Below are 23802 nucleotides of genomic sequence, written 5' to 3'. Positions count from 1 at the left end.
GAAATCAAACTTGTTTCCACAAGGTCAACGGTGACGGTCCCCAGTTCCACGGGTCCTCCGGATGTGACCGAACGCTCACGTGGATAGGACACCTCAATGCAACTCACATCATTGCCCCGCACACGCCTTCTCGCGGTCGGCCTCGTCGCTGCCTTAGCCCTCACCGGGTGCTCAGGCGGATCAAACTCAACCGGCACCGGTACGGATGCCTCATCGGCTCCTGCCGCGGAACCCAGCCGCGAGTTTGCCGGGCCCAACGGCGAGACCCCGGGCGCCCTCTCGGAACTGTCCCTCACGGACGAGGAGACCACGACCGTCAAGGACGGAAAGTTCACCGCCGCATTCGTGTGGCACACGTCGTCCGAGTTCGTATCGGCGGTGGAGGACGGCGCCAAAGCGGAGTTCGACAAGCTGGGAATCGATGTGGTGGCAAGCACTCAGGCCAGCTTCGACTCTGCAACCCAGGCGAACAACCTGCAGACCGTCCTCGCCTTGAACCCTGACATCATCGTGACAACGGCGGTCGACGCGGTATCGGCCGCAGCAACTTTCCAGCCAGCGGTCGACGCGGGGGTGAAGCTCGTGATCATGACGACCCCGCCCGCCGGCTACACCGCCGGCGACCAGTTCGTCTCGATCGTCACCGAAAACCTCACTGAGGCCGGGAAGGCTAACGCAGAACTACTCGGCGATGCCTTGGACGGCAGCGGCAAGATCGCATACATGTACCACGACGCGGACTTCTGGTTCACGAACCAGCGTGACGAGGCTTTCAAAGCGTGGATGTCGTTCCTGTACCCCGATGTCGAGATCTCGGCAGAGGAAGGCTTCACTGACGAGGCGAAGACCCAGGAGATCGCCGCAGCCCTGATCGCGCGCAATCCCGACATCACGGGAATCTACGTTCCATGGGCCACCGCCGCGCAGGGAGTACTCTCCGCACTCCGCGACGCCGGCCGTAGCGACGTCAAGGTCGTCACTAACGACCTCGATGCCACGCTCGCCGCAGACATGGCCGCCGACGGACCGGTTGTGGGAATGGTCGGCAACGGTGCCACCGGCATCGGGACCGGCCTGGCCATCGCCGGCGCCTACGGCATGCTCGACAAGAAGGCACCCGAGCTCGTGGCTTCCACTCCGATCGCGGTCACCAAGGCGAACCTCGATGAGGGCTGGATGAAGGACTACGGCACCAAAGCCCCGGCCAGCGCGACCAAGTAACCCATCGCGGCCGTCCGACGCAACCGCTCCGTTGCATGTCGAACAATACGCCGCCAACCGGTGTGCCCCACCTCGGGCCTCAGAGCATAGATCCGGGGGCGAAGCTTTTCGAGCTTCGCCCCCGGAACCTCGAAAAGAAAGTAGAACCCTCATGCGACGATTCGCTCGCGCACCCCTCGCACTTGCAGCGTTGACGATCAGCGCACTGGCCCTCAGTGCTTGCTCTGGCGCAGGTTCAGGCTCAGGCTCCGGTACCGACGACGCCCTCCCCAGCAGCACCGTCATTGACAGGTTCGGGAGTATCACCGAAACCGTCGGCCCAAACGGGGAGACACCCACCCCTTCGTCCGAAATCACCCTGACCGATGAACAGAAGAGCCAACTGGCGTCGGGCGGCTACCGGGCCTCGATCCTGTGGCACGAATTGTCGAGCTGGACTAAGGCCCTTCAGGCCGGAATTGAGGACCAGCTCGCTGAACTGGGAGTCGAGGTTGTGAGTACGTCGGATGCGAAGTTCGACGCCGCAACGCAGGCGAACCAGATCGAAACAACGCTGGCGCTCCAGCCGGACGTGATCCTCGGTCAGGCGGTCGACCCGACGACCGCCGGTGCCGCGTATCAACCGGCCGTCGACCAGGGTGTGAAGCTGATCTTTGCCGATCAGGCCCCCGACGCCTACACGCACGGCGATCAGTACCAGGCGGTTCTCACAGACGATCTGTTCCAGATCGGCGAGCGTGCAGCGAACCAGCTCGGTGAGGCTCTCGGTGGCACGGGTGAGGTGGCCGTTCTGTACTACGACGCAGAATTCCACGTCACGAACTTCCGCGACGCCGCTTTCCTTAGCACGCTGGCGAAAAACTTCCCAGACATCAAAGTTGTAGCGAAACAGGGCTTCACTGACCCGAACAAGGCCGAAGAGATCGCCAACGCGCTCCTCACCAAGCACCCGAACCTTGCCGGAATCTACACCAGCTGGGCCGTTCCCGCCCAGGGGGTGCTGTCCGCCCTGAAGAATGCCGGCAACTCCACTACGAAGATCGTGACGATCGATCTGGACGACACCATCGCAACCGATCTGGCGTCCGGCGGCAACGTTGTGGCGATCGTGGCGGATCGCGCCTATGACTACGGCCGTGCCATGGCCGTCTCCGCAGCACTCGCCATCCTGGGCCAGCCCGCCCCCGCATTCGGCGTAACCGACTCGGTGACGGTCACTAAGTCGACCATCGCAGAAGGATACGAAGCATGGAACCAGCCGGTGCCCGCGACCGTTCAGGACGCCCTGAAGTAGCCAACCGGAACGCCCGAGATACAGATACAAACGCAACAGAACGGCACCCAAAAGGTATGACATCCACGCAACCCCGGAGAGAACCCCTCGGGCACGACCCCCATCCCCATAACTCCGGCTCGCTCGACCACGTGATCGGCGTCGATCTCGGAGGAACCAAGATCCGGGCCGGCATCGCCACTGTGGCCGGGGAGCTTCTCGCCGAGAAGCGAACAGATACGAGTAGTGACGGCTCGGACGTGAGCGGGCAGATCTATTCGCTCGCCCTGGAGCTCTGCGACACGATCGGGATCACCCTCGACCGCGTCGCAGCAACCGGAGTCGGCGGCGCCGGAGTCCCGGACACGACGGGGACGACGTTCGACCTCGCGCCGAACCTCACCGCGCTCAGCGCCATCCCGTTCACCGAGCGACTCAGCGCACTTCTCGGTCACCCCGTTGTTATCGAAAACGACGTCAATGTATCGGCCGTCGGTGAGCTGATCGCCGGCCTTGGTCGCGGTCACTCCGACTTCGTGTTCATCTCGGTCGGAACGGGAATAGGAATGGGCATCATCGCCAACGGCTCTCTAGTTCGGGGCGCCAAGGGCGCGGCGGGCGAGATCGGCTTCCTGCCATTCGGAGCCGATCCGCTCGAATCGGCGAACCACGTTCGAGGCCCGCTCGAGGAGGTGACCGCCGGCGACGCCGTCTCGAGTCGTTTCCTGGTCAGCGAGGGTTCGGTACTGTCTCCTGAAGAGATTTTCGCCCGCGCGGCCACCGGCGACCAGCGAGCTGTCGACGCCGTCGATGAGGAGGCTCGCTGGCTGGCCGCCGGAATCGTGGCCGTCAACGCTGTGCTCGCCCCAGAGCTCATTGTGCTCGGCGGCGGCATCGGGACAAGGGCCGACCTGCTCCCGCGCATTACTTCCTGGCTGAACCGTTTCGGCCAGCCAGACCTCACCATCCGCGTCAGCGAACTCGGTCATCTGGCACCCGTGATCGGGGCCGTTACCATCGCCACCGAAGCCGCTGCCGCGGCGCAGAAAGGGACTTCCCGATGAGCACAACAACCCAGACCGAGCCGAGTCTTCTCGCGCGGGCAAGCAACGTGAAATGGAGTAACTACGTCGTCTACATCGGCTTCGTGCTGGTGTTCGTCTTCTTCGCGATAACGCAGACGCAGTACTTCCTCAACCCCACCAACCTCACCAACATTGTGATCCAGGCCGCGCCGATCACGATCATGGCCATCGGCATGGTCTTCGTGCTGAGCACGGGTGAGATCGACCTGTCGATCGGTTCGACAGTAGCCCTCTCGGCCCTCACCGCCGCCGTTGTGTTGCAGTCGACTGATGTGTGGTGGATCGCCGCCGCGGCCGGCCTTGCCGTCGGTGCGATTGTCGGACTCGTGAACGGGATCTTCATCACCTGGGTGAGACTCCCCTCTTTCCTCGTGACACTCGCCACGATGGGACTCGTGGCGGGCCTCGCCCGCCAGCTGACTGACCTTCAGTCCGTTCCGGTCACCGACAAGGCGTTCGTATGGATCTTCGGTGGCGGCAATTTGCTCGGCCTGCCGATCATGGTGTGGTGGACGATCGCCGCGGTTCTCGTGGGATGGCACCTGTTGCGTCAGCGCCGCTACGGCGCCCACGTGCTGGCGGTCGGTAACAGTGCCGCGGCGTCCAGGGTCAGCGGCATCAAGGTCAACCGGGTGCGCTTGATGGTCTTCGTGGGCAGCGCAATGACGGCCGCCGTCGCCGGACTGCTCTACGCGGGTCGCCTTCAGGGTGCCAGGTACACGCTCGGTGAGACGGACCTCATGACCGTGATCGCAGCCGCCATCGTCGGCGGCACCAGCCTCTTCGGTGGAAAAGGAACCGTCATCGGAGCGCTCATCGGAAGCCTTCTGATGAGCATGATCAACAACGGTCTGATCCTGTCCGGGCTCAATGTCTCACAGCAGATGATCGTGCGCGGCGCCATCATCCTGATCGCGGTGTCGTTCTCCCTCCGTGGCAAAAAGAACAGCTAGAAGGGCAAGAACCGATGTTCCTCAATCTCCTCCGCCGTCGTAACCCCGAATTCCTCGAAGCCATCGCTTCCCTGCATCGCGCTGGTTCCCTCCCGACCAACACCTACCCGATCGACCTCGACGCTGTCGGCCGCAATGCTATCGAGTACACCGCCGAGACCAAACGGCTCGGGCTGCAGCCGTTCGCCATGACCAAACAGATCGGCCGCAACCCCGACGTATCGAGGGTGCTCGCGGAATCGGGCATCACCCACGCGGTCGGTGTCGACCTTCAGTGTGCGATCGCTGCAGCATCCGGTGGTTTGAAGGTGGGCCATCTCGGTCACCTGGTTCAGATCCCGCGAAACGAAGCCGACACAGCGGCAGCGCTCGAGCCGTTGTACTGGACCGTCTTCAACGAGACGAAGGCCAGGGAGGCCGGCGCGGCCTCATTGCGCCGCGGTCGCGTGCAGGATGTGTTGCTGAGGGTGGTGCAGGACGGCGACCGTTTCTACACCGGGCACGAAGGAGGATTCCCGCTCGACGAGATCGTGGCGGCGGCCGACCTGATCGACGGCATCCCCGGAGTCCGGTTCGCCGGCATCACGACGTTCCCCGCCACCCTCTTCGACGCGGAGCGCGGAGCGGTCGGTGCCACACCGAACCGGTCGACGCTGACAGCGGCCGTCGAGTTATTGAAGGCGGCTGGGCGCACCGACATTCAGGTGAATGCCCCAGGCACCACATCGATCTCGGTACTTGAGGCCCTCGCTGAAGCCGGCGCCACCCAGGTGGAACCGGGTCACGGACTCACGGGAACGACTCCGGCCCACGCGGTCGCCGATCTCGTCGAGGAACCGGCGATTGCCTACGTGAGCGAGGTGTCACACCTCTATAACGACCGCGCCTACGTTTTCGGCGGCGGCCTGTACGTCGACCCGGTACTGGGTGATGTGGAGACCTCGGCGATCGTCGTGGCTACGGGGAACTCCGGTCAGCCGACGGCACGCGTCGCAGATCTCGAACCGCTCCCCGTCGAGATGCCCGCACCTGAGGCGATCGACTACTACGCGACAATCCCTTTGAACGGCCGAAAGGACATTGCCGTCGGCGACACCGTGATTTTCGGCTTCCGTCCACAGGTGTTCGTCACCAGAGCGTCCACCGCAGCCGTGTCCGGCATCGGCACCGGCACCCCCCGGGTGGAGGGGATCTGGGCCGCAGACGGCTCCGCACCCCTCACCCTCCCCAACTCTTGATCGACTCCCTCAGATTGGAACAGACCATGCCGAGCGAAACAGTACTCCCCGACCGGACGGACTCCGGGACCCCCGCAGAGACCCCATTGCGCCTTGTGGGCATTCACAAGAGCTTCGGTGGCGTCGTCGCCATCAAGAATTTCGACCTGGATGTGAAAGCCGGCGAGATCGTCGCTCTCGTCGGAGACAACGGTGCGGGCAAGTCAACACTGATTAAGATCATCTCAGGCCTCTACCAGCCGACCGAAGGCGAGATCTGGCTCAACGGGCAGGAGGCGAACTTCCGGGATGCCTCGGATGCACGTGCCAAGGGTGTCGAGGTGGTCTATCAAGACCTCGCCCTGGTGGTGGACCAGCCGGTGTACATGAACATGTTCCTGGGACGAGAGCTCACAACCGGGCCGCTCAAAATCCTCGACCGCAAGCGCATGGCGACAGAGACGCAACAGCTCGTGGACGCCCTCGACGTTCGGATTCCCTCGGCCAAAGCTACGCTCAGCGATCTCTCCGGAGGACAGCGCCAGGGTGTCGCGATCTGCCGCGCAACCCACTGGGCATCCAGCCTCGTCCTGCTGGACGAGCCGACGGCCGCCCTCGGTGTGGCCGAGACGGCGAAAGTTGAGGAGCTCATCCTCAAGCTCAAAGCCCGTGGAGCCGCCATCCTGATCGTCAGCCACAACATGGACCAGGTATTCCGGATCGCCGACCGGGTCTCCGTGCTGCGACGCGGAACACAGGTAGCCACACGCTCTCTGGCGGACACCACCCACAATGAACTCGTCGCAATGATCACAGGACTCGCCTCATGACAGCATCCGCTCCCACCACGGTGAACACGCCCGGAGAACACCTGCACTCCGAGATCGCCGAACAACCGGCCCGCTGGCGCGACCTGATCTCTCTTCAGCGTGAGGCGCTCGAGAAAGCGGCCGCCGTCATCCGCGACACGGCGCCGGAACTGATCGTCTTCGCGGCGCGTGGTTCGAGCGATCACGCCGCTCAGTATGGCCAGTACCTCGCCCACAACCTTCTGCGCATCCCGGCGATGCTGGCTACACCGGCGACTGCAAGCACGTTCGGGGTGACGCTCCGCTACCCCCGCTCGGTGATGCTTGCGGTGTCCCAATCCGGGGAGTCGCCCGACCTGCTGGAGACGGTGAGATCAGCGCAGCACGCCGGAGTTCCGGTCATCGCGTTCACCAACAACGACGCCAGCACGCTCGCGGGCCTGAGCCAGGTGCACGTTCCCCTCACGGCCGGTCCCGAGCTCTCCGTCGCAGCGACCAAGACATACACGGCCGAACTCCTCGCTCTGTACCTGGTGCTGTCCCGCGCCGCTGGCACCGAGTGGACCGAACTCGAACACTCAGTGAAAGCTCTAGCAGCTGCGGGCGAGAACACGATCCTGTCCTCGACAACCGCCACTTCCATGCTAGCGAAGACCCTGCGGGACGAGCAGCGGGTCCTCGTCGTCGGGCGCGGGTACTCGATGTCGTCGGCCAAAGAGGGAGCCCTGAAGCTCATGGAGACCAACGCCATCGCGGCGTCCGGTTGGAGTGTGGCGGATGCCACCCATGGTCCCCTCGGTCAGGTCCTCGCCGGAACACCCGTGATCGTGCTCGCCGCCAGCCCAGGCGGGCTTGAGTCCGTGGTCACGTTCAGCGCGGCGGCCGCCGATCTGGGGGCGCACCTCATCGTGATCGGACAACATCAGCTCGGCGCCCTGGCGACGGTCCCCTCTCGGATTCCGCTTCCCGACCTGGATGCGCGGGGCGTTCCGTCTGAACTCATCCCAGTGATCGAGATCCTGCCACTGCAGCAACTCGCTCTTGCACTTGCTCTCGAACGAGGACTGAACCCGGATCAGCCCGCGGGGCTGAACAAAGTAACAAGGACTCACTAGATGACTGACGTGTCGAACAAGGATGCAGCCGGGTTTGTTCAAACCGTGCTCGGCCCCGTACCAGCCGATTCGCTCAAACGAGTGATGGTCCACGAGCATCTCCTGTCGCTCACACCCGGTCCGTGGTTGCGCGGGGGCGCGGCCGACGATCGGGTCGACCTTGCAGTTCACGCGCTGTCGGCGCTCGCTGCCGTCGGAGTCGGCACGGTCGTCGACATCAGCCCATACGGTGTGGTCGGTCGCGACGACGACGGTTCGAACGCTGCGTTGCTCAAGCGAATCGCGGAAAAAACGGGGTTGAACATCGTCTCCGGGACCGCTGTGTATCTCGAGGCATACTCACCACAGTGGGCGTTGGACGCGAGCCTGGCGGAACTCACGGCCCGCTTCATCGCCGACGCCACGACCGGTATCGGCGAGTCCGGAGTGCTGGCCGGCGTTCTCGGCGAGCAGGCGACCAGCCTCGGAGACATAACCGCTCACGAGGAGAAATGCCTGAGGGCCAGTGCGAGGGCCGCCCGAGAAACCGGCCTCGGGATCATGACCCACACCACGCACGGAACCATGGCGCACGAGCAGATCGACATATTGCTTGCAGAAGGAGTCGACCTCAGCACCGTCGTCATCGGACACATGGACACCCAGTTGAGCATCGACTACGTCCGCTCGGTGAGCGACAGGGGGGTCAACGTTGCCATCGACACCATCGGCAAGCAGACGTGGGAATTCTTCGTGGGGCCGCCAGAGGAAGACCCGGCGGAGGGCGAGTTCGTGAAGAACAGCTTTCACCGTGCGGACTCAAAACGAGCGGATCTCGTGGCCGCGTTGGTGGCCGATGGTCGCAGCGACACGATCTTCCTGGCCAGCGACCTCACGGGAGCAGAGGTGTGGATGAACCCGACCACCCACGGCCAGCAAGGATACAATTACTTGATCAACTCGTTCTTGCCCATGTTGCGCGAGCGCGGAGTCACTGAAGCGCAGTGCGACCGGATGCTGGTGTCCAATCCCGCGCGACTTCTGACCCGTCTCTGAGGCTCGTTCTCTTTGGGAGCCGGTTCCGTGGGGGGACGTCATGCACGCTTCAGGTTTCTTGTTTGAATGGGGCGGAGACGTGCCGCCGCTCAGTCGACGACGGGTCTTGCTCTACCAGCTTCCGCTGTCTGTGACGCTGTTGCTTTTGCTTGTGGCTTACGCAATGGTCAACCCCTCACAACTTGGCGATCCTCGTCTTCACGGAAGCATCATTCCCCATGTCATCATCGTTGGCCTGTGCTTCGCCGTCCCGTGGGGCCGACTTCCCGAACCGTTGAGCTTGCTCATACCTCTCCTCGACATGTTCGCGATCGGCCTGAGCCGCGAAGTCGACCCGCATGTCTTGAGTGCGATGTCCTTCTTGTTGATCTACCCGGTGGTGTGGCTTTCCACCGTTGGGCGTGTGGCCGGGCCCGCCCTCACGGTGATCGGCACAGGACTCACACTGATCCCGCCATTGGTTCTGAGCGTCGATGGGAACCACGGGAGTCTTGTTCGCCCCTTCCTGTTGACTTTCGTGCTGGTCGCGATTTCGATCTTCACAGGCATCGTGTATCGGTCGCTCAGGAAAAAACGCCGACAGATCGAAGCTAAGGACGCTGAACTGCAGGCGCTGCTCCGTGAGGCGAAACAACGCGAACGCCTCGTCAATACCATCGTCAACACAGTCAGCGTTGGCGTCATGGCGCTCGATGAACAGGGAAACCTGCTCATGGTGAACAACGAGCAGCAGGAACACATGGATTGCACGACCGGACCCCATCAGACGTTAGCGGCGTCCATGCCGATTTTCGCCGGGGACAAAAGCACTCCGATCTCGGAAGCGACGCATCCGATCGCTCGGGCGGCACGGGGCGAAACGTTCGCGGATCAACTGGTCTGGTTGAAGCGTGGAGACGACGGAGTTGCCCTTGCGGCCACAGCCCGGGTGATGACCGATGACACTGGAAAATTCGCAGGATCCGTGTTGGCCTTTTCCGACATCACATCCCTGGTCACCGCCCTCACCGCCAAGGACGACTTCGTCGAAAACGTTTCCCACGAGCTCCGGACCCCACTGACGTCGCTCCTGGGCTACCTGGAGTTGGTCAAAGACGGCCCATACTCGTTGCCAGCTGACGTCACCGCATACCTCGACGTCGTCGAACGGAATGGACAACGGCTCCTGCGACTCGTCACCGATCTGCTGGACGTAGTGGCCGACGACATCATCGTCCGACCGCAGCCAACGGACTTGGCTGATCTCCTCGAGAAGAGTGTTGCGAACGCTCGACCGGCAGCGGTCGCCAATAAGGTTCAGCTGGTCCTTGATCAACCTCCGTCGCTGACGGCATTCATCGACGCGGACCAAATCTCGCGCGCAATCGACAACCTGATCTCCAACGCGATCAAATTCTCTCCATCAGGTGGCACAGCGACTGTAAGCGCGAAACACACCCCCGACGACATCGTGATCGAGATCTCAGATACAGGCATGGGGATGAGCGCCGACGAGCGGTCACAGGCCTTCACGAAGTTCTTCCGAAGTCCAGCAAACAGCGGCTCAGCAATCCCCGGCATCGGGCTGGGCTTGCTCACATCCAAATCTATTGTCGAATGTCATGGCGGAACGCTCGCGCTGACAAGCGCTCTTGGCACTGGCACCACCGTGATCATGACCCTTCCCCTGATGGAGCGGGTTGCGCGGACGTAGATTCCCACTGCCGTCGCGGCGGCCAGATGACGGCACGGAGACTGCGATAGAACCATGAAGAGCCACCGACGAGCGGGAGGGAACGGAGGACTCGGATTGCTGATCGCGAGACGCCTGACCGCCCCGGTGAGCGGCCGACGGTATGACCTCACAATTCGCGGCGTCGAAGCCCTACGAATGCGACGCCTGCGATGGCGACGGCCCCAAGAGCCCAACGACCTGTCACACTGTCACCGCCTGATTTCCTGTCCGTTTTGACTCAGTAGTCGGCAAGTGCCGCGAGTGTGTTGGTGGCGGGGGCGGTGGTGGCATGCTTCCACCCGGTCCCCGCCCAGAGGTTCACGGCCGACGCGTCGCCTGCAGCGGTTGCGGCTGTCCGGATCGGTTTGGTGAGGTGGTGAAGCGCGGGATACCCCGCCGGGGCGTCCGCGTCGTGGTCGATGACGAACTGGTTCGCAAGAGCACGGGCTGGTCGGCCGGTGAATGCTCGAGTGAGAACGGTGCGGTTGTAAGTCGGGTTCGCGAGCGCGTCTTTGTGAAGCGAAGACGCACCGCTCTCGGGCGAGCGGAGGACGGCGGTGCCGACCGCAACCGCGGCTGCTCCGGCCTCGAGCACTGTCCGAACATCGTGGGCGTCGGTCACCCCGCCGGTAGCGATCAGCGGTAGGTCGACGGCGCTGCGCACGTCTCGGATCAGGTCGGGCAGCGACCGGTTCACTGGGACTCGTGTCGGGTCCAGGATTGCCGAGTGTCCGCCGGCCGCTGCGCTCTGCACCACCAGGACATCGATCCCGAGAGCGGAGGCCAGTTGCGCTTCGCGTGAGGATGTCACGGTCTGCATTGTGACGCTGCCGGCTGCACGTAGGCGCCGCACGACCGTAGCGTCGGGTAGGCCAAACGTGAAGCTCACGATGGGCACCGGGTCGTTGACGAGAACTCCGATCTTGGCCTCCCACTCATCGTCGTCTTCAAGAATCGACGGCAGGCCAGGAACTGCGAATCGCTTTGCCGTGGGCAGGAGTGTTTCGGCGTACCGCCGGTAAATGTCGGGGTCGATAGGCGACGGGTTCGGGACGAACACATTCACGCCGAACAGTTCCGTGCCATCGCTGCGAACGGTTCGGATCTGTTCGCTCATGCCCTCGGCGGTGCGGTATCCGGCTGCTAACTGCGCAATGTGGCCCGATTGGGCCGCAGCCATGACCAGGTCAGGAGTCGAAGGGCCGCCAGCCATAGGCGCGACGAAAACTGGCGAGGCGTTGGCAAGAAAGGCCGGAAGTGACGACATGTTCCCTTTATTTCGTTCTTCTACGCACCCAAATGTACTATCGCGACTCGACCGCCGGTCCGGTTAACAGCAACGGTTGGACGGCAGGTGTCCGCCGGATTCCAATAACACCCGATCTGTCGGAATCAGCAATCGGCGCCACGCAATTGCGAGTCAGTGCGCGCCTTCGAGGTCATGCACATCGCGGGCGACCGCCCGACGCGCCAGACGTCCTGGCCGGGCGATCCACCGGCGGACTCGGTCGAGGACCTCTCAATCCACGACCGCGAGGAGGAATTCGTCAACTTCGTCTTCGAAGACGTTGCAAGACGCCGTACCGCTGAGACGGCATCCTGGCTCCGGTCCGACCGGCCATAACTGGAAACTTCAGCGAGTCGTTTGCAGGTCGCACACAGGTGCTGAGGTGGCAAGGGCGCGACGCATTTGTCCCCCGCTCAGCGGGCATCCCATCGGGCGGGTCTTACGGGCAGGGCTGGACCCGCAAGATGCGACGCCCCCTCACTGAGCCTAGTTTTCAGTTGTGGTCCGGTCTACGGGCGCGCAAGCGGGCTGCGAGATTAGTGGCCTGGTCATCCGCCAGTACGTGGGTGACCCTGCTGTTCAGGCGCACGTGGGTAGTTTCACCCCGGGTATTCCTTCGCACCCACCACTAATGTATCGTCTGGTTGACACATTAGCATAGCGATGAGGAGGCGGCGATGCCGTTCTATCTGGTTTGGACAGAAGAGATTATCGTGCTCACCATCGGGCTGGTCTGTCTCGGAGTCGTTCTGCATCTCGTCAGGAAGCCCGACGGCGTCCGGACCGGACAGTCCGTTGTTGGTCGGTTGGCCGCACTAATTGTCTTCGCTGGGATCATAGTGTTCTCGCTAACGCGTTTTTGGTTTCACTCCGAATTGCCAGGGGCAACCTGGCGGAACAGCATCCCACTCGCCGCTGCGTCGCTTGCGATCATCCTGTACGCGAATGCCGGCGTTCGACCGCTGCCGGCTGTTCCGCCTCGAGAAATTGACGTGGCGCCCCGCACCATGTGGTCGTTCGGTCCTCGGGCGTGGTTTGCGGGCTGGGTCACTTTCGCTGGACTCCTCAGTGCCACCGTTCTTCTCGCCGGACTGGCGTCGAGCACGGACGGGGAAGGCCGCCACACGATCATTGTGCTCGATGTTGGTAGTTCACAAGCTGGAACAATCTTCTTTGGGTGGGCCTTCGGTGTGCCGGTGTTGTTTTTTCTAGCAGTCCTCTCGGCAGTCAACTGTTTCGCGTTGTCACGGATCGCTCGTCCGGCGATGCCGGCGGATCCGCTGCAACGTAGCCTGGAAGCCTCGATCCGTCGCAACCAGGTTCGGACGGTTCTGGCGCTTTCGGTTGGTGCAATCACCTTCACGTTGGGAGCTGCACTGAACTTCATCAGTCGCGCGGCATCGCTCGGGGCATCGGTGCCTAGACCCGACGGCGTTCGAATCGAACTCGGATCATCGTTCGCAGCCCTGCAAATTCCGCTGACGATTTCTGGACTGCTCCTGCAAGGTCTCGGCGTCGCCCTGGTCGTTCTTCCCCTGTTCCAGTCGAGCCACAAGACATCCGCTAACGTCCTGGGGACAGATCGCACCCGAGTCACGGCGGAAAGAACGTCGGACTGATGGTTGCCATCGATCTCGGTGGCGCAGCACCGCCGTCGGAGCAGATCTACCAGCAACTGCGCGGCCTTATCCTCTCCGGCCGAATCGCCGCAGGCGAGCGGTTGCCCACGGTACGGCAACTCGCTCGGGACCTCGGAGTCGCCCCCGGCACGGTCGCACGCGCGTACAAACAACTAGAGCTCGAGTCCTATGTCCAGACCCGCGCGCGGGGTGGCACCACCGTACTCACCTCACCCCAAAGCCTGCCAGCAGAAGTTCTCAAAGCAGCGCGCGCGCTGCACGACGCCGCGGTCCGCCATGGCACCAGCCTCGACGACTCGATAGCTACACTCACGGGAATCTGGGACAGCGACGGCGGCGCCAACGATGCGACGTCGTCCAACTAGCAAATTTCGACGGCGCGCACGGTGAGTTCACGGCGCTTGATTCGCCACACGCGAGAGAGTGCAACATCCGTCCGTTGAGCGTTGTGCCTGCGGGCTATGGGCGCGGGCCGGCAGGTGGAAAGTCTTCGTCGTGAAAGCCCAACAGCGCCATATTGTGCGGCATCAGACCGGTTCGCAGAAGCCGCTCCGGATTCACACCATGTTCGATCGCTCTGCGAACGTCGTGTCCGCGTGCCTGGGCCGTGACGTGTCCGGGCTCTAAAATAGTGCCGCTGACTGACTCGCGACTGCTACGTGTCCCGGCTGTGATTTCGGAACGAATCAGCTCGGTGTATCGATCCAGCTCGGACCGGAATTCGCTTTCATCGTCGTACGCCGCGACACGAACGTTGCGCCGCTGATTACGCATTGGGTCAAATCGATAATGGTGAATAACCCATCGCCATATGTCGTCGTCGTCGTCCGGATCAACCTCGCTCATGGGCGTATCTTCTCAGCAAGCGTGGACGATCACAACGGAAAGCCTTGGAGCGAAAGGCCCGATGCGTTCGGGTTTCGATGTCTCGCTGAGGGTTGCCGGCACGGAACGTATCTCCGGGACACTGAACCCTGGTGAGTCACGGGGACTCTGAAGGGCTGGTGACCGTGACCCTCGAGATTCTTCGGTTGATGCAGATGATTCTCGTCCCATGCGCGTTCGTAGCCGTCATGTTTTTCGCCCTGAACCTCTTCGAAACCTTCCCCAAGGAAAAAGGAGCGAAGCTTCCCCCGCGGCCGAGAAATGGTGTCTAGCTGCGATCGCGCTCACGGGATCTGCCGCCGTGGCGACGGTACTGACTTTCCCCCTCGCGTAACTCTTGCGCTAATGCAATTCGCACAGCGCGGACAAGCACCTTACCTTCGGTGGCTCCGCTGTACACGCAATCACCCCTGAGGGTCACTCGGCGGCATTGCCGCCGAGGGAAGCCAGAAGTTCATTGCAGGCGGCTTCGCAGCGGCGGCACGCTTCGGCGCAAATCCGGCAGTGTTCGTGCATGCCGGCGTGCTGTTGGCATTCGTCGGCGCACGCTTTGCAGGACGACGCGCAGGCTTCAAGGGCGGCTTTGGTCACGTTGGCGTCGTAGCCGGTGTGCCGGGAGAGGATTTTGCCGGTGGCCGCACAGATGTCAGCGCAATCCAGATTAGTGCGGATGCATTTGGTGAGTTCAGCGACCATCTCTTCGCCCAGGCATGCATCCGCGCAGGCGGTGCAAGTCTGTGCACATTCGAAACAGGCAGCGATGCAGTCGGCCAGTTTCTGACGATCGATGTCACCGAGATCTTTCGGATAGGTGTCCAGCATTGAAGTGATGTGAGTCATTGTTCTACTCCTAACCCATAGAAGAAAAGAGGGCCGGCGGGCTGCGGGCCCTCCAACGACGGTAGCTTCCTCGTCCGGACCTGGCTACCCCGGTGCTCGGCTGACCTTCGAGCGGTGTCGGGCATTTTGACCGGCTAGCCTCCGCGTGCAACGAGAAGTTTCATGCCCGCCGTCCAGGTCTCATGGCGACCACCGCCAAATGAAGAGGTAATTGGATCGACGTACGCCAAGTCGGCACCCGAGAGGCGTGAGAGGTATCTACTGCGATGTGGCGCCCCTCACTCTTCCAGCCGGTGGACGGCGTAGAGTCCGAAGGAGCCTCAACAGTCAGTCCGCCCCAACCCGACCCCTGCGCTTACCGAAACTGGACAGCAGCGCTCTACGTCAACGCGGTGGTCCGTGGGTCGCCCATTCAGTCGGTCGAGCACTGGCGGTCCGCCGTGTCCTCGTAGCCGGGGGCGGAACGGGCCTGCGCATCTTCTGAGGTGGTGGCTACCCCGTTTTGGCGGATGTCGTTGATCAGCCACTCCATTTCTTTGATCTCCCTGCGCTGCGCATCGCTGATATCCACAGCTAGTTGGCAGACGCGCACATCCTGGATCTGGGCACGTTCCGAGCGTGTGATTGCCAGTGAATGGTGCGGGATCATAGCGCTCATCCATGAGGTGTCGTTGACTGTTATCTGGCTGCGATCGAGGGCGATTCCGCCGCCAATGAGCAGGAGACTGATGGCGATGATGGCGATGTTGCCCCTGAGATTCTTGTACATGTTCAGCATCCAGGCGAGCATGACTAACCCCATGGTTCCGCCCATGGTGAGGGCCATGAAGAGCCGGCTTTCGCTAAAGCGGACGTGCCCGATCTCCCACGATCCAACGAACATCACCCAGTACATAACCACCATGCCGGTGAGGATCATGGCCCCGAAGCGAAGGTACATCATCATCGATTTGCGAGCACCCTCATTTCCATGCTGCTGGTGGTCCTCGGTCTGGTTCTCGTTACTCGCCATGATTCGGTCTCCCTGTCTACATCTTTTCCGCGCTGGCGGAGGCTGGGTCGAAATACTACCGCCGACCAGAATCATGGAACACCGGCTATGCAACGGCTCCCAATGACCCACGAGGACCTCCCGGCGGTCGGACTGCACTCGTAGCCGGCTCAGATTGAGATTGGATTACGTGTGAGATATCTACGATTGCATCGGGGGTCCGGCTTGCGGGCGGTTGCTCAGTCGAGTGGCTAGATCGTTTTTGAAGGGTGGCCGGCGGTCCTGTCGCGTGGAGGATCGCCGAGGGAAACACCGGGATGATTTTCGCGAGGGAGAGGCCCTAACATTTCGCCGACTGCAGCCGATGGTTTCGCTGACGGCGCTTGATAAAGCGCACATTGGTTATGAAGGCGGCCAGGGTAAATATCAGTTCCGAGCCCTGTCCGGCGTTCTTCTGCGTGTTGTGTCCCAATCCCTTGCTCGCAAAAACGCGGGGACTTCTTAACCGGCGGTTTCCTCTCCGACGGGAGACGGTGAGGGAGCCTTGAACCGCAACACGACACACCTCACACAACTTCAAAAGGAGACCACGAACATGATTGACGAGAATGGGACCGAGGCCGAAACCGAGAACGTAGAAGTTGCCAAGAAGTCCCCGAGCAAAAAGAAGCTCATCTTCGCAGCGACGACATTGGCCGCCGTCACAGGTCTCGTGCTTGCGGGCTGCTCCGCCGTACCGAGCGGCAACGGCGGGGGCAGTTCCGAGGGCGAGCCGCAACGCGGCGTGTTTGAGTTTCAGACAAACGCCTACGGCTCCGAGGGAGAGCTGACCATCCGCATTCCTGAAGCCCTCATAAAGGCCGCGGGATCCGATGCCGACGGGCTGCTCGTGGGTCAACTCACTGCGAAGGCCCGCGAGCTGGATTCGTCCAAGTTCTGCGCCGTCTCCCTCGCGATCGATTACCGCGGCGACGGCCTCGACGCGCTGGACGAGCCCTCGATGACGGAGAAGGAGCACAGCGAACATGCGAAATCCGAGTTGGAGTTCCAACTACGACGGGAGTTCGGAGTCAGCACCGTGGAGGAGGCCAAAGCGCAGAACCCGGCTGAATGGGTTGACGAGATAGTGGCCGGCGCAGATATCGGCGAGTACGAGGCCAAGCACGACTGGGCGCCGCTCAATGCCAGTCCCGTCGCCGATCTCGACACGTCCGACCCGCAGTCTGGCGAGTATATCTCGGACGATTCCAAGACCGTGACATTCGTGCAGCAATGCGCCACCTCGCCGAACGACGACGAGACCACGGACGCGATCGGTTTTCCCGTCCAGACCGGTGGCAAGATCAAAACATTCGCATCCATCGAGATCAACGTCATGAAGAACGGGACCCTGGGCATCATGGAGGCCGAGGTCACCGACTACGCGCGCGACTCGAACGGCGACTGGATCGGCGGTTGACGCTGACCTGAGCATGCCCGCTGGAACGAAGGAGGGAGAAGCGCATGGTTGAAGCTGGAAAACTGTGCGCGGACCGGGCTACCGAACCAAACAACTAAAGGAGAAATCGATGGCAAACTACGGCCGAGATATCAGGAACTCCCTTCACAACATCGAACGGCACGAACAAGACCAACCCCGCTCGGCTGCGCAGTTCGCTCGGAGCAACGCCGCAACCACCCAGGCTGTACGGAGCGCCGCGACCGGCGCATGGGTTGGTGCTGGTTTCCAGGCTGTATCAGCGTTCCAGTCGGCCCGCGCAGCGCGCGCAGCAGAAGAGCAGCTCGCGCTCCAGCAGGCAATGGCTGAACGGCAGCACACCATGGCGGAGCAAGCGACGTGGCACCAGTTCTCGATGTGGCGGCAATCTGCGGACGGCATCGCGTTCCTGGCGTGGAGAGAGCCAGCCTGCAAACTCGCGCAGTTGATTCGCGATCGTGATTCCATGTGGCTCGAGGGGTGGACGACGGCTATCGGGCGGGCGCAGTCCGAGATCCCCGATAGCGAGAAGCAGCGTGTCATACGACACCCCTCTCGCCTGAAGCAGACCGGTCTCAAAGTTGCCTCCGTATTGAGCTTTGTCCTTGCGGGTTTGTTCACGCTCAGCTTGCTTTTTCAGGTCTTCGTCGCATCGGTATCGCAGCGCATTCCCGAAAGCAGCGGCTACACCTACGCTCAGTGCCAAGCGGACCTCAACGCCCCGAACACCCTCCTGAGTACATCAGACTGCGCGGCCCTCAAGCACGACCCGGCGGGGACGATCATCCAGCAAGTCATTCCGCTGGGGCTGTTTCTCGGCCTGGGGATCATGCTCATCGTCGTGCGCATGGCCAAGCGGAAGGAGGCGCGAGCAGATCACGCCCTAGGAAATGAGGCGCAGGCGCGGATCAACCACTGGCGCTATGATCCGCTTGCTGTCACGCCGGGCTACGCAGGGTCGGTTACGTCATAGTGATGGGATGGTCTACGAAATCGCCCTCGACGGTCAATCGGAGATCGAGCACGCGATTTACGTCTATCTGAGCGATGAGCCGGGAAGATCACGTGGCAGCGTGTGCGCGAGATCGCTGTCGTCGACTTCGAAACAGTAAGCCGAGCGTTGCCGATATTCAGCGGTTTGTTACGAGTCAGCACAACCGCCTCTCGCTCGCGGAGAGGGACCTGCGTGGTGAAGTCAGTCAGCTTGAGCTTCAATTCACCGATCTCGATCGCATGCGTCAGGCCGAATTGTGGCTACCTCGACTCGAACTACGCGTTATTCATCTGAGCGCTGGCCTTCGCATGTACGAAGAGTACGCCCTGGCGCGAGCTACTCGACTGTGGGGGAGGAAAGACCTCAAGGCTTCGCCCGCGACGTTGAGTTTGCGATACGCGGATCCCATGGCGAGGACGACTGCGTGTGCTTGATAGACCTCGCCGCTGCCGGTCGTGATGGTCTTGACGTCGCCGGTGAGTTCGAGGGCGGTGGCGTCATCGTAGATGAGGCGTGCGCCGAAGCGTTCCGCTTGCTTGCGCATGTTGTCCATCAGGTCGGGGCCCATGATGCCGTCGGGGAACCCGGGGAAGTTCTCAACTTCGGTGGTGTTGACGAGGGCGCCGCCGATTTCGACGGAGCTGGTCAGCACAATGGGGTTCAGGCCGGCGCGGGCGAGGTAGATGGCGGCGATGTAGCCGGCGGGCCGGACCCGACGACGATCACGTTTTCGATGCTCATGAGACGGGTTGTTTCCTTTCGACGCCGAGCTCGGTGAGCATGGCTTCCACGTGGTTGCGGATGTCGTCGCGAACTCGGCGGACGTCCTCGAGCGGCAGGCCGGCCGGGTCGGTGAGTTCCCAGTCCTGGTAGCGCTTGCCGGGATAGATGGGGCATGCGTCACCGCAACCCATGGTGATGACGACGTCGGCTGCTTGGACGACATCGTCGGTGAGGGGCTTCGGGAAGGCTGTGCCGAGGTCGAGCCCGATCTCGGCCATCGCGGCGACGACCGAGGGGTTGATCTGATGTGCTGGCGCGGAGCCGGCCGAACGGGCGTGCACGGCACCCCCGGACAGTTCGGCGGTGAAAAGTGCCGCCATTTGAGACCGTCCGGCGTTCTCCTCGCAGACGAACAGCACTTCTGGTACGGGGCGATCGATGGCGCCCTTCGCCTGCGCCAGCGCGGTGAGGCGATCGGTGGCGAAGCGGATCGTGTTGTTCGTCAGGTGCGCCTTGACCGTGGAGGTGCGCAACAGTGCCGTATACGACTCCAACACGTAGCGTTCGACAGTTTCGAGGGCGAAGACGCCGACGAACTTGGTGGCGAGGTCGTCAGCGAGTCGCTTCAGGTGGTCTTCGGGGAAAGTCAGGCCGGGCAAGCTTCGCCGGGTACTCAGGTCAGACATGGCGCGCTCCTAGACGGACGCGGGAAGGATCTCAGCAAGGAGACCTTGGATGCGAGCCTTGATGTCGTCGCGGATCGGGCGCACAGCCTCGATGCCCTGACCGGCCGGGTCGTCCAGCTCCCAGTCTTCGTAGCGTTTGCCGGGGAAGATCGGGCAGGCGTCGCCGCAGCCCATCGTGATGACGACATCCGAGTCGCGCACCGCCTCGGTGGTGAGGATCTTCGGCACGTTGTTCGCGATGTCGATGCCCTCTTCGGCCATGGCCTGGATCGCGACCGGGTTGATCTGATCCTTCGGCGCGGACCCAGCGGAGAGCACCTCAACGCGGCCTCCAGAAAGGGCGGTCATGTAGCCGGCCGCCATTTGGGAGCGGCCCGCGTTGTGGACACAGACGAAGAGGACGGAGGGCTTGTTGGTCATGGGAGAACTCGCTTTCGATCGGTACTCAAAGCATAGACGGGTATCTATGGGTTAAGCGAGCCCCGGCTGCTGCGTTCACGAATCGTTCACCTCAGAGCGTGGCTAGTAGCTCCCGGACGTGTGTTTCGATCTCGTCGCGGATGCGACGGACCTGAGCGAGCGGGAGCCCGGCGGGGTCGTCGAGTTCCCAGTCCAGGTATCGCTTTCCGGGGTAGACCGGGCAGGCGTCACCGCACCCCATGGTGATCACAACGTCCGCTGCTCGGACGACTTCGTCGGTGAGCGGTTTGGGGTATTCGCCGTCCAGGGACACTCCGATTTCGTCGAGGGCCGTCGTGACGACGGCGCGCACCGCGGCCGCAGGTTCCGACCCGGCGGTGCGGACCAGGACGCTGTCGCCGGCGAGGTGGCGGAGGATCGCGGAGGCGATCTGCGAGCGTCCTGCGTTCTGCACGCAGACGAACAACACTTCCGGAACCTCGGTGGCCGGTCGGGAATTTTCCTTGGCCAAGGCGGACAGCCGGTCCGCAGCAAACTTCGACGTGAGCGATGTGAGATAGCGGGTGATGTGCGCCCGTTCCGCGAGAAGCGCGTAGCTCTCGTGGACGTACCTTTCAACCGTCTCAGCGCCGAACGTGCCCGCGAACCGTTGCGCCAGATTCACGCTGATTCGACCGAGGACATCCGCATCCAAGGGTGGCTCGGTGGGTTTCCGCAGCGCCTCGGAAACCTCGTCGACACGGTCAGGAACGACCGAATACCAAACCTGCCGACCCACCGGTTCGCGTTGTAGAAGGCCGTCCTCGGTGAGGGCTTTCGCGTGGTGCGACAGCGTCGGCTGCGACAGGCTCAGTTGCTCGGCCAACCTGGTGACCGTCGCTCTTCCCTCTTCGCTGTCCAGGATCAGGGTGATGATCCGGGCGCGGGTCGGATCCGCGAGCAGGCGAAGGGTTGCAGCCGGTATTGGCTCTCGGGCTTCACTCATAGACCGGAGTCTATGCGATCCGGCGGTCAGGAGCAGCAGGATGCTCCCGAAGCTTCATCAGTGGAGCACACCCCGGTCGCGGGGAGGACAAGCTCGACCTTGCTTGCTGCCGCCATGTCGTTATCCAACCAGGCCGCGATCGAACGGACCTGCTCGTACCCCGTCGCGAGCAGGAAGGTCGGAGCGCGGCCGTAGCTCTTCATTCCGGCGATGAAGAAGTTGGGTTCGGGCTGCTGCAACTCGGCGAAACCGTGCGGGGCGACGGTGCCGCAATTGTGCAGGTTCGGGTCGATCAGCGGCGCGAGGCGGCGGGGCACCTCGACGATCTCGTCCAGCTCAAGGCGGATCTCACGCAGCATGTCTAGGTTCGGCCGGAACCCTGTCGCGTTCACGACGACATCCGCGTGGATGGTCTCGATGCCACCGGCGCGGCTGCCGATGATGTCGACACCTCCGTCCGAGGCGGCGAGGCGGACGATCTCGAATCCGTCGACGCGGTCGATCGCTCCGGCGCCGATCAGTCGTTCGACGCGCTGGCCCAACGATGCGCGGGCGGGCAGTTCGTCGTCATCCGAGCTGGAGACCCTCACCGCAGTGCTGTTCCTGATGACCCATGTGACGGTCGTTCCCGCTTCTTCCCGTGCGAGCCTGGCAAGGTTGATGAGAGTGTTGGCGGCGGAGTGACCGGCACCGACGACCACAGTGTGCTTGCCGGCGAACCGTGCGCGTTCGGCTCCGAGGACGTCAGGCAGGGCGTGACTGATCTTGTTTGCGACGTCAGCGAAGCCGAGCGGAACCAATCCGTTCGAGCTGAGGCTATTGGGGGTCTCGTAGGTACCGGAGGCGTCGATCACGGCCCGTGCCGTCACCTCTGACACATCCGATTCGTCGTGGATGCGGAGGACGAACGGGGTGGTGGCTCGCCCGGTCGACCGGGTGCGGTCCATACCCTCCCGAGAGACCGAGTCGACGGTGACTCCGAGCCGGATGCGGGATGCGATCGGCTCGAGCGCGGCGAGCGGCGCCAGGTAGTCGTCAATGATGGCTGCGGCGTACGGCGCAACACCGGCTTGCGGCTCCTGCCACCCGGTGGGTGCCAGCAGGCGCGCCGATGATCGCGACAGGCAAATTGTCCAGCCGGGATGAACGGCGAACGATGGGCGTGAGGTCGAGCAAGGTCAGTATGCCCGCCTATATCGACGAATGTCAATATCCCGTATGCTGTTGCTGTGTCCACAATCACGCTCATCCCTGTCACCGACGTCGCAGCCTGCTGTGCTCCGCTCACTCGCGAGACGCTCAGCCCCGAGAACGCCGACGGACTGGCCCGGAGTCTCAAGGCATTGGCGGACCCCACGCGCCTACGACTGATCTCGATCGTTGCCGCCTCAGAGGGTAAAGAGGCATGCGCCTGCGACCTGACCGAGCCTGTAGGCCTGAGCCAGCCGACAGTGTCGCATCACCTCAAGGTTCTCGTCGATGCGGGGTTCCTCACACGTACGCAAAGAGGAACCTGGGCGTACTTCAAGCTTGTGCCCGGCGCACTCGACGCCGTCTCACGCCTCCTGATCAGCGCGTGAAGCGCTCCGCGCACGCTTGGGCACGCCCCGCTCTTGCCGAATTCCTGGGTAGCGCGCTCCTCACCGCTCTCGTCATCGGCTCCGGCATCGCCGCAAGCACCCTGTCGCCGGGAGATACGGGGCTTCAACTTCTCGAGAACGCATTCGCCACGGCGCTGGGCCTCTTCGCCCTGATCCTGATCTTCGGGCCGGCCAGCGGTGCTCACTTTAATCCCGTCGTCTCTCTCGCTGACGCCGCTCTCGGCTACCGCCCCTGGCGAGACGTCGGATACTACGTTCCCGTCCAGATCCTCGGATGCATCGCCGGGGCGGTCCTGGCGAACAGCATGTTCGGCGTGCCGACAACATTCAGCACCACCGACCGGATGACCGGACCGCACTTCCTCGCCGAGATCGTCGCCACCGCCGGTCTCATCCTTGTGATCTTCAGCCTCGCCCGCACCGGCCGCTCAGCCCTGGCACCAGCCGCCGTCGGCGCCTACATCGGCGCGGCATACTTCTTCACCAGTTCGGCCAGCTTCGCGAACCCGGCGATCACCATCGGCCGAGTCTTCAGCGACACTTTCGCTGGGATTGCTGCCACCTCAGTCCCCGGCTACGTGGTCTCCCAGTTCATCGGCGTTGGGTTGGGACTACTGGTGATCGCAGTGCTCTACCCCCGCACTGACACCTCCGGTGCGCCGGCGGCCAAGCGAACGCGTGTGGCCAGCACACGCACCTAGCGTTCTATGGGCAGCGGTGATCGTTTGACACCGCGGTTACAGGCGGTCAGGGCGTCGGGACGCGTTCACGACGAGGCCTTATCGCATCAACTTTCGGATGCCTCATGTTGCTCCTGGACGTTTACTACAACTCCAGAAGAGACGGTCGT

At 62.7% G+C, this 23802-nt stretch carries 24 protein-coding genes and 1 pseudogene; 16 read left to right on the top strand and 9 right to left on the bottom strand.

Annotated features, from left to right (window positions below; genetic code table 11):
* Positions 1 to 96 precede the first annotated feature (96 nt).
* The 9 genes from BM197_RS04495 to BM197_RS04455 all read left to right on the top strand — a co-directional run bounded on the left by BM197_RS04495 (position 97) and on the right by BM197_RS04455 (position 10401).
* The gene (locus tag BM197_RS04495; RefSeq protein ID WP_090709222.1) at positions 97 to 1221 is read left to right on the top strand and encodes a substrate-binding domain-containing protein; all 1125 of its coding nucleotides are present in this window, start codon (positions 97 to 99) and stop codon (positions 1219 to 1221) included.
* 151 nt (positions 1222 to 1372) lie between these two features.
* Complete coding sequence (locus tag BM197_RS04490; protein WP_090709220.1) at positions 1373 to 2515, top strand: substrate-binding domain-containing protein; 1143 nt, start codon at positions 1373 to 1375, stop codon at positions 2513 to 2515.
* 56 nt (positions 2516 to 2571) lie between these two features.
* Entirely contained in the window at positions 2572 to 3558 is a 987-nt protein-coding gene (locus BM197_RS04485) for an ROK family protein (protein ID WP_177216719.1), read from the top strand.
* Complete coding sequence (locus tag BM197_RS04480) at positions 3555 to 4532, top strand: ABC transporter permease (protein WP_090709217.1); 978 nt, start codon at positions 3555 to 3557, stop codon at positions 4530 to 4532. The genes BM197_RS04485 and BM197_RS04480 overlap by 4 nt, the downstream gene beginning before the upstream one ends.
* 14 nt (positions 4533 to 4546) lie before the next feature.
* On the top strand, positions 4547 to 5770 hold the full coding sequence (locus BM197_RS04475) for an alanine racemase (protein ID WP_090709215.1): 1224 nt from the start codon (positions 4547 to 4549) through the stop codon (positions 5768 to 5770).
* Positions 5771 to 5796: 26 nt separating this feature from the next.
* On the top strand, positions 5797 to 6579 hold the full coding sequence (locus BM197_RS04470) for an ATP-binding cassette domain-containing protein (RefSeq protein WP_090709213.1): 783 nt from the start codon (positions 5797 to 5799) through the stop codon (positions 6577 to 6579).
* Entirely contained in the window at positions 6576 to 7673 is a 1098-nt protein-coding gene (locus BM197_RS04465) for an SIS domain-containing protein (RefSeq protein WP_090709211.1), read from the top strand. The genes BM197_RS04470 and BM197_RS04465 overlap by 4 nt, the downstream gene beginning before the upstream one ends.
* Complete coding sequence (locus BM197_RS04460) at positions 7674 to 8708, top strand: phosphotriesterase family protein (protein WP_090709209.1); 1035 nt, start codon at positions 7674 to 7676, stop codon at positions 8706 to 8708.
* A gap of 40 nt (positions 8709 to 8748) precedes the next feature.
* Positions 8749 to 10401: a sensor histidine kinase gene (locus BM197_RS04455; protein WP_090709207.1), complete on the top strand. Its 1653-nt coding sequence runs from the start codon at positions 8749 to 8751 to the stop codon at positions 10399 to 10401.
* Positions 10402 to 10660: 259 nt separating this feature from the next.
* Here BM197_RS04455 and BM197_RS04450 read toward each other — a convergent pair whose 3' ends face one another.
* Complete coding sequence (locus BM197_RS04450) at positions 10661 to 11689, bottom strand: nitronate monooxygenase (protein WP_090709205.1); 1029 nt, start codon at positions 11687 to 11689, stop codon at positions 10661 to 10663.
* 156 nt (positions 11690 to 11845) lie between these two features.
* Here BM197_RS04450 and BM197_RS04445 point away from each other — a divergent pair, with 156 nt between their 5' ends.
* The 3 genes from BM197_RS04445 (at position 11846) to BM197_RS04435 (ending at position 13715) form a co-directional block, all read left to right on the top strand.
* Entirely contained in the window at positions 11846 to 12046 is a 201-nt protein-coding gene (locus BM197_RS04445; protein WP_090709203.1) for a hypothetical protein, read from the top strand.
* A 341-nt stretch (positions 12047 to 12387) separates the two neighbouring features.
* Positions 12388 to 13329 (top strand): hypothetical protein, encoded by a 942-nt coding sequence (locus tag BM197_RS04440; RefSeq protein ID WP_090709201.1) that lies wholly within the window; start codon positions 12388 to 12390, stop codon positions 13327 to 13329.
* A complete protein-coding gene (locus BM197_RS04435; protein WP_090709197.1) occupies positions 13329 to 13715 on the top strand; it encodes a GntR family transcriptional regulator in 387 nt (128 codons plus the stop codon). The genes BM197_RS04440 and BM197_RS04435 overlap by 1 nt, the downstream gene beginning before the upstream one ends.
* A gap of 94 nt (positions 13716 to 13809) precedes the next feature.
* On the opposite strand, the gene BM197_RS16045 is transcribed toward BM197_RS04435, so the two are convergent.
* The 3 genes from BM197_RS16045 to BM197_RS04425 form a co-directional block, all read right to left on the bottom strand.
* Entirely contained in the window at positions 13810 to 14196 is a 387-nt protein-coding gene (locus BM197_RS16045) for a hypothetical protein (protein ID WP_143094991.1), read from the bottom strand.
* A gap of 456 nt (positions 14197 to 14652) precedes the next feature.
* Positions 14653 to 15075 carry a four-helix bundle copper-binding protein gene (locus BM197_RS04430; protein ID WP_090709193.1) on the bottom strand — a complete coding sequence of 141 codons (423 nt, stop codon included), beginning with the start codon at positions 15073 to 15075 and terminating at the stop codon, positions 14653 to 14655.
* Positions 15076 to 15487: 412 nt separating this feature from the next.
* Positions 15488 to 16087, bottom strand: coding sequence for a DUF305 domain-containing protein (locus tag BM197_RS04425; protein WP_245762385.1), 600 nt, complete (start codon positions 16085 to 16087; stop codon positions 15488 to 15490).
* Positions 16088 to 16661: 574 nt separating this feature from the next.
* On the opposite strand from BM197_RS04425, the gene BM197_RS04420 reads away from it, so the two are divergent.
* Positions 16662 to 17525 carry a hypothetical protein gene (locus BM197_RS04420; protein ID WP_090709191.1) on the top strand — a complete coding sequence of 288 codons (864 nt, stop codon included), beginning with the start codon at positions 16662 to 16664 and terminating at the stop codon, positions 17523 to 17525.
* A 109-nt stretch (positions 17526 to 17634) separates the two neighbouring features.
* Positions 17635 to 18516, top strand: coding sequence for a hypothetical protein (locus BM197_RS04415; protein WP_090709189.1), 882 nt, complete (start codon positions 17635 to 17637; stop codon positions 18514 to 18516).
* Positions 18517 to 18907: 391 nt separating this feature from the next.
* On the opposite strand, the pseudogene BM197_RS16565 reads toward BM197_RS04415, so the two are convergent.
* The 5 genes and pseudogenes from BM197_RS16565 to BM197_RS04390 form a co-directional block, all read right to left on the bottom strand.
* Positions 18908 to 19278: pseudogene (locus BM197_RS16565) on the bottom strand (NAD(P)/FAD-dependent oxidoreductase); the annotation flags it as partial.
* On the bottom strand, positions 19275 to 19946 hold the full coding sequence (locus BM197_RS04405; protein ID WP_090709186.1) for an arsenate reductase ArsC: 672 nt from the start codon (positions 19944 to 19946) through the stop codon (positions 19275 to 19277). The gene BM197_RS04405 and the pseudogene BM197_RS16565, both read right to left, overlap by 4 nt.
* 9 nt (positions 19947 to 19955) lie before the next feature.
* Complete coding sequence (locus tag BM197_RS04400; protein WP_090709184.1) at positions 19956 to 20366, bottom strand: arsenate reductase ArsC; 411 nt, start codon at positions 20364 to 20366, stop codon at positions 19956 to 19958.
* A gap of 91 nt (positions 20367 to 20457) precedes the next feature.
* A complete protein-coding gene (locus tag BM197_RS04395) occupies positions 20458 to 21351 on the bottom strand; it encodes a metalloregulator ArsR/SmtB family transcription factor (protein WP_090709183.1) in 894 nt (297 codons plus the stop codon).
* 26 nt (positions 21352 to 21377) lie between these two features.
* Positions 21378 to 22298, bottom strand: coding sequence for an NAD(P)-binding domain-containing protein (locus tag BM197_RS04390; protein WP_245762384.1), 921 nt, complete (start codon positions 22296 to 22298; stop codon positions 21378 to 21380).
* Positions 22299 to 22580: 282 nt separating this feature from the next.
* Between BM197_RS04390 and BM197_RS04385 the strand changes: the two genes are divergently transcribed.
* A complete protein-coding gene (locus BM197_RS04385; RefSeq protein ID WP_090709180.1) occupies positions 22581 to 22931 on the top strand; it encodes an ArsR/SmtB family transcription factor in 351 nt (116 codons plus the stop codon).
* Entirely contained in the window at positions 22928 to 23653 is a 726-nt protein-coding gene (locus tag BM197_RS04380) for an MIP/aquaporin family protein (protein WP_090709177.1), read from the top strand. Before BM197_RS04385 ends, BM197_RS04380 begins: the two co-directional genes overlap by 4 nt.
* Positions 23654 to 23802: the final 149 nt, after the last annotated feature.

This window comes from Mycetocola miduiensis (assembly GCF_900115155.1).
Lineage (GTDB): Bacteria > Actinomycetota > Actinomycetes > Actinomycetales > Microbacteriaceae > Mycetocola_A > Mycetocola_A miduiensis.
This window is presented reverse-complemented; position numbering and strand designations above follow the sequence as displayed.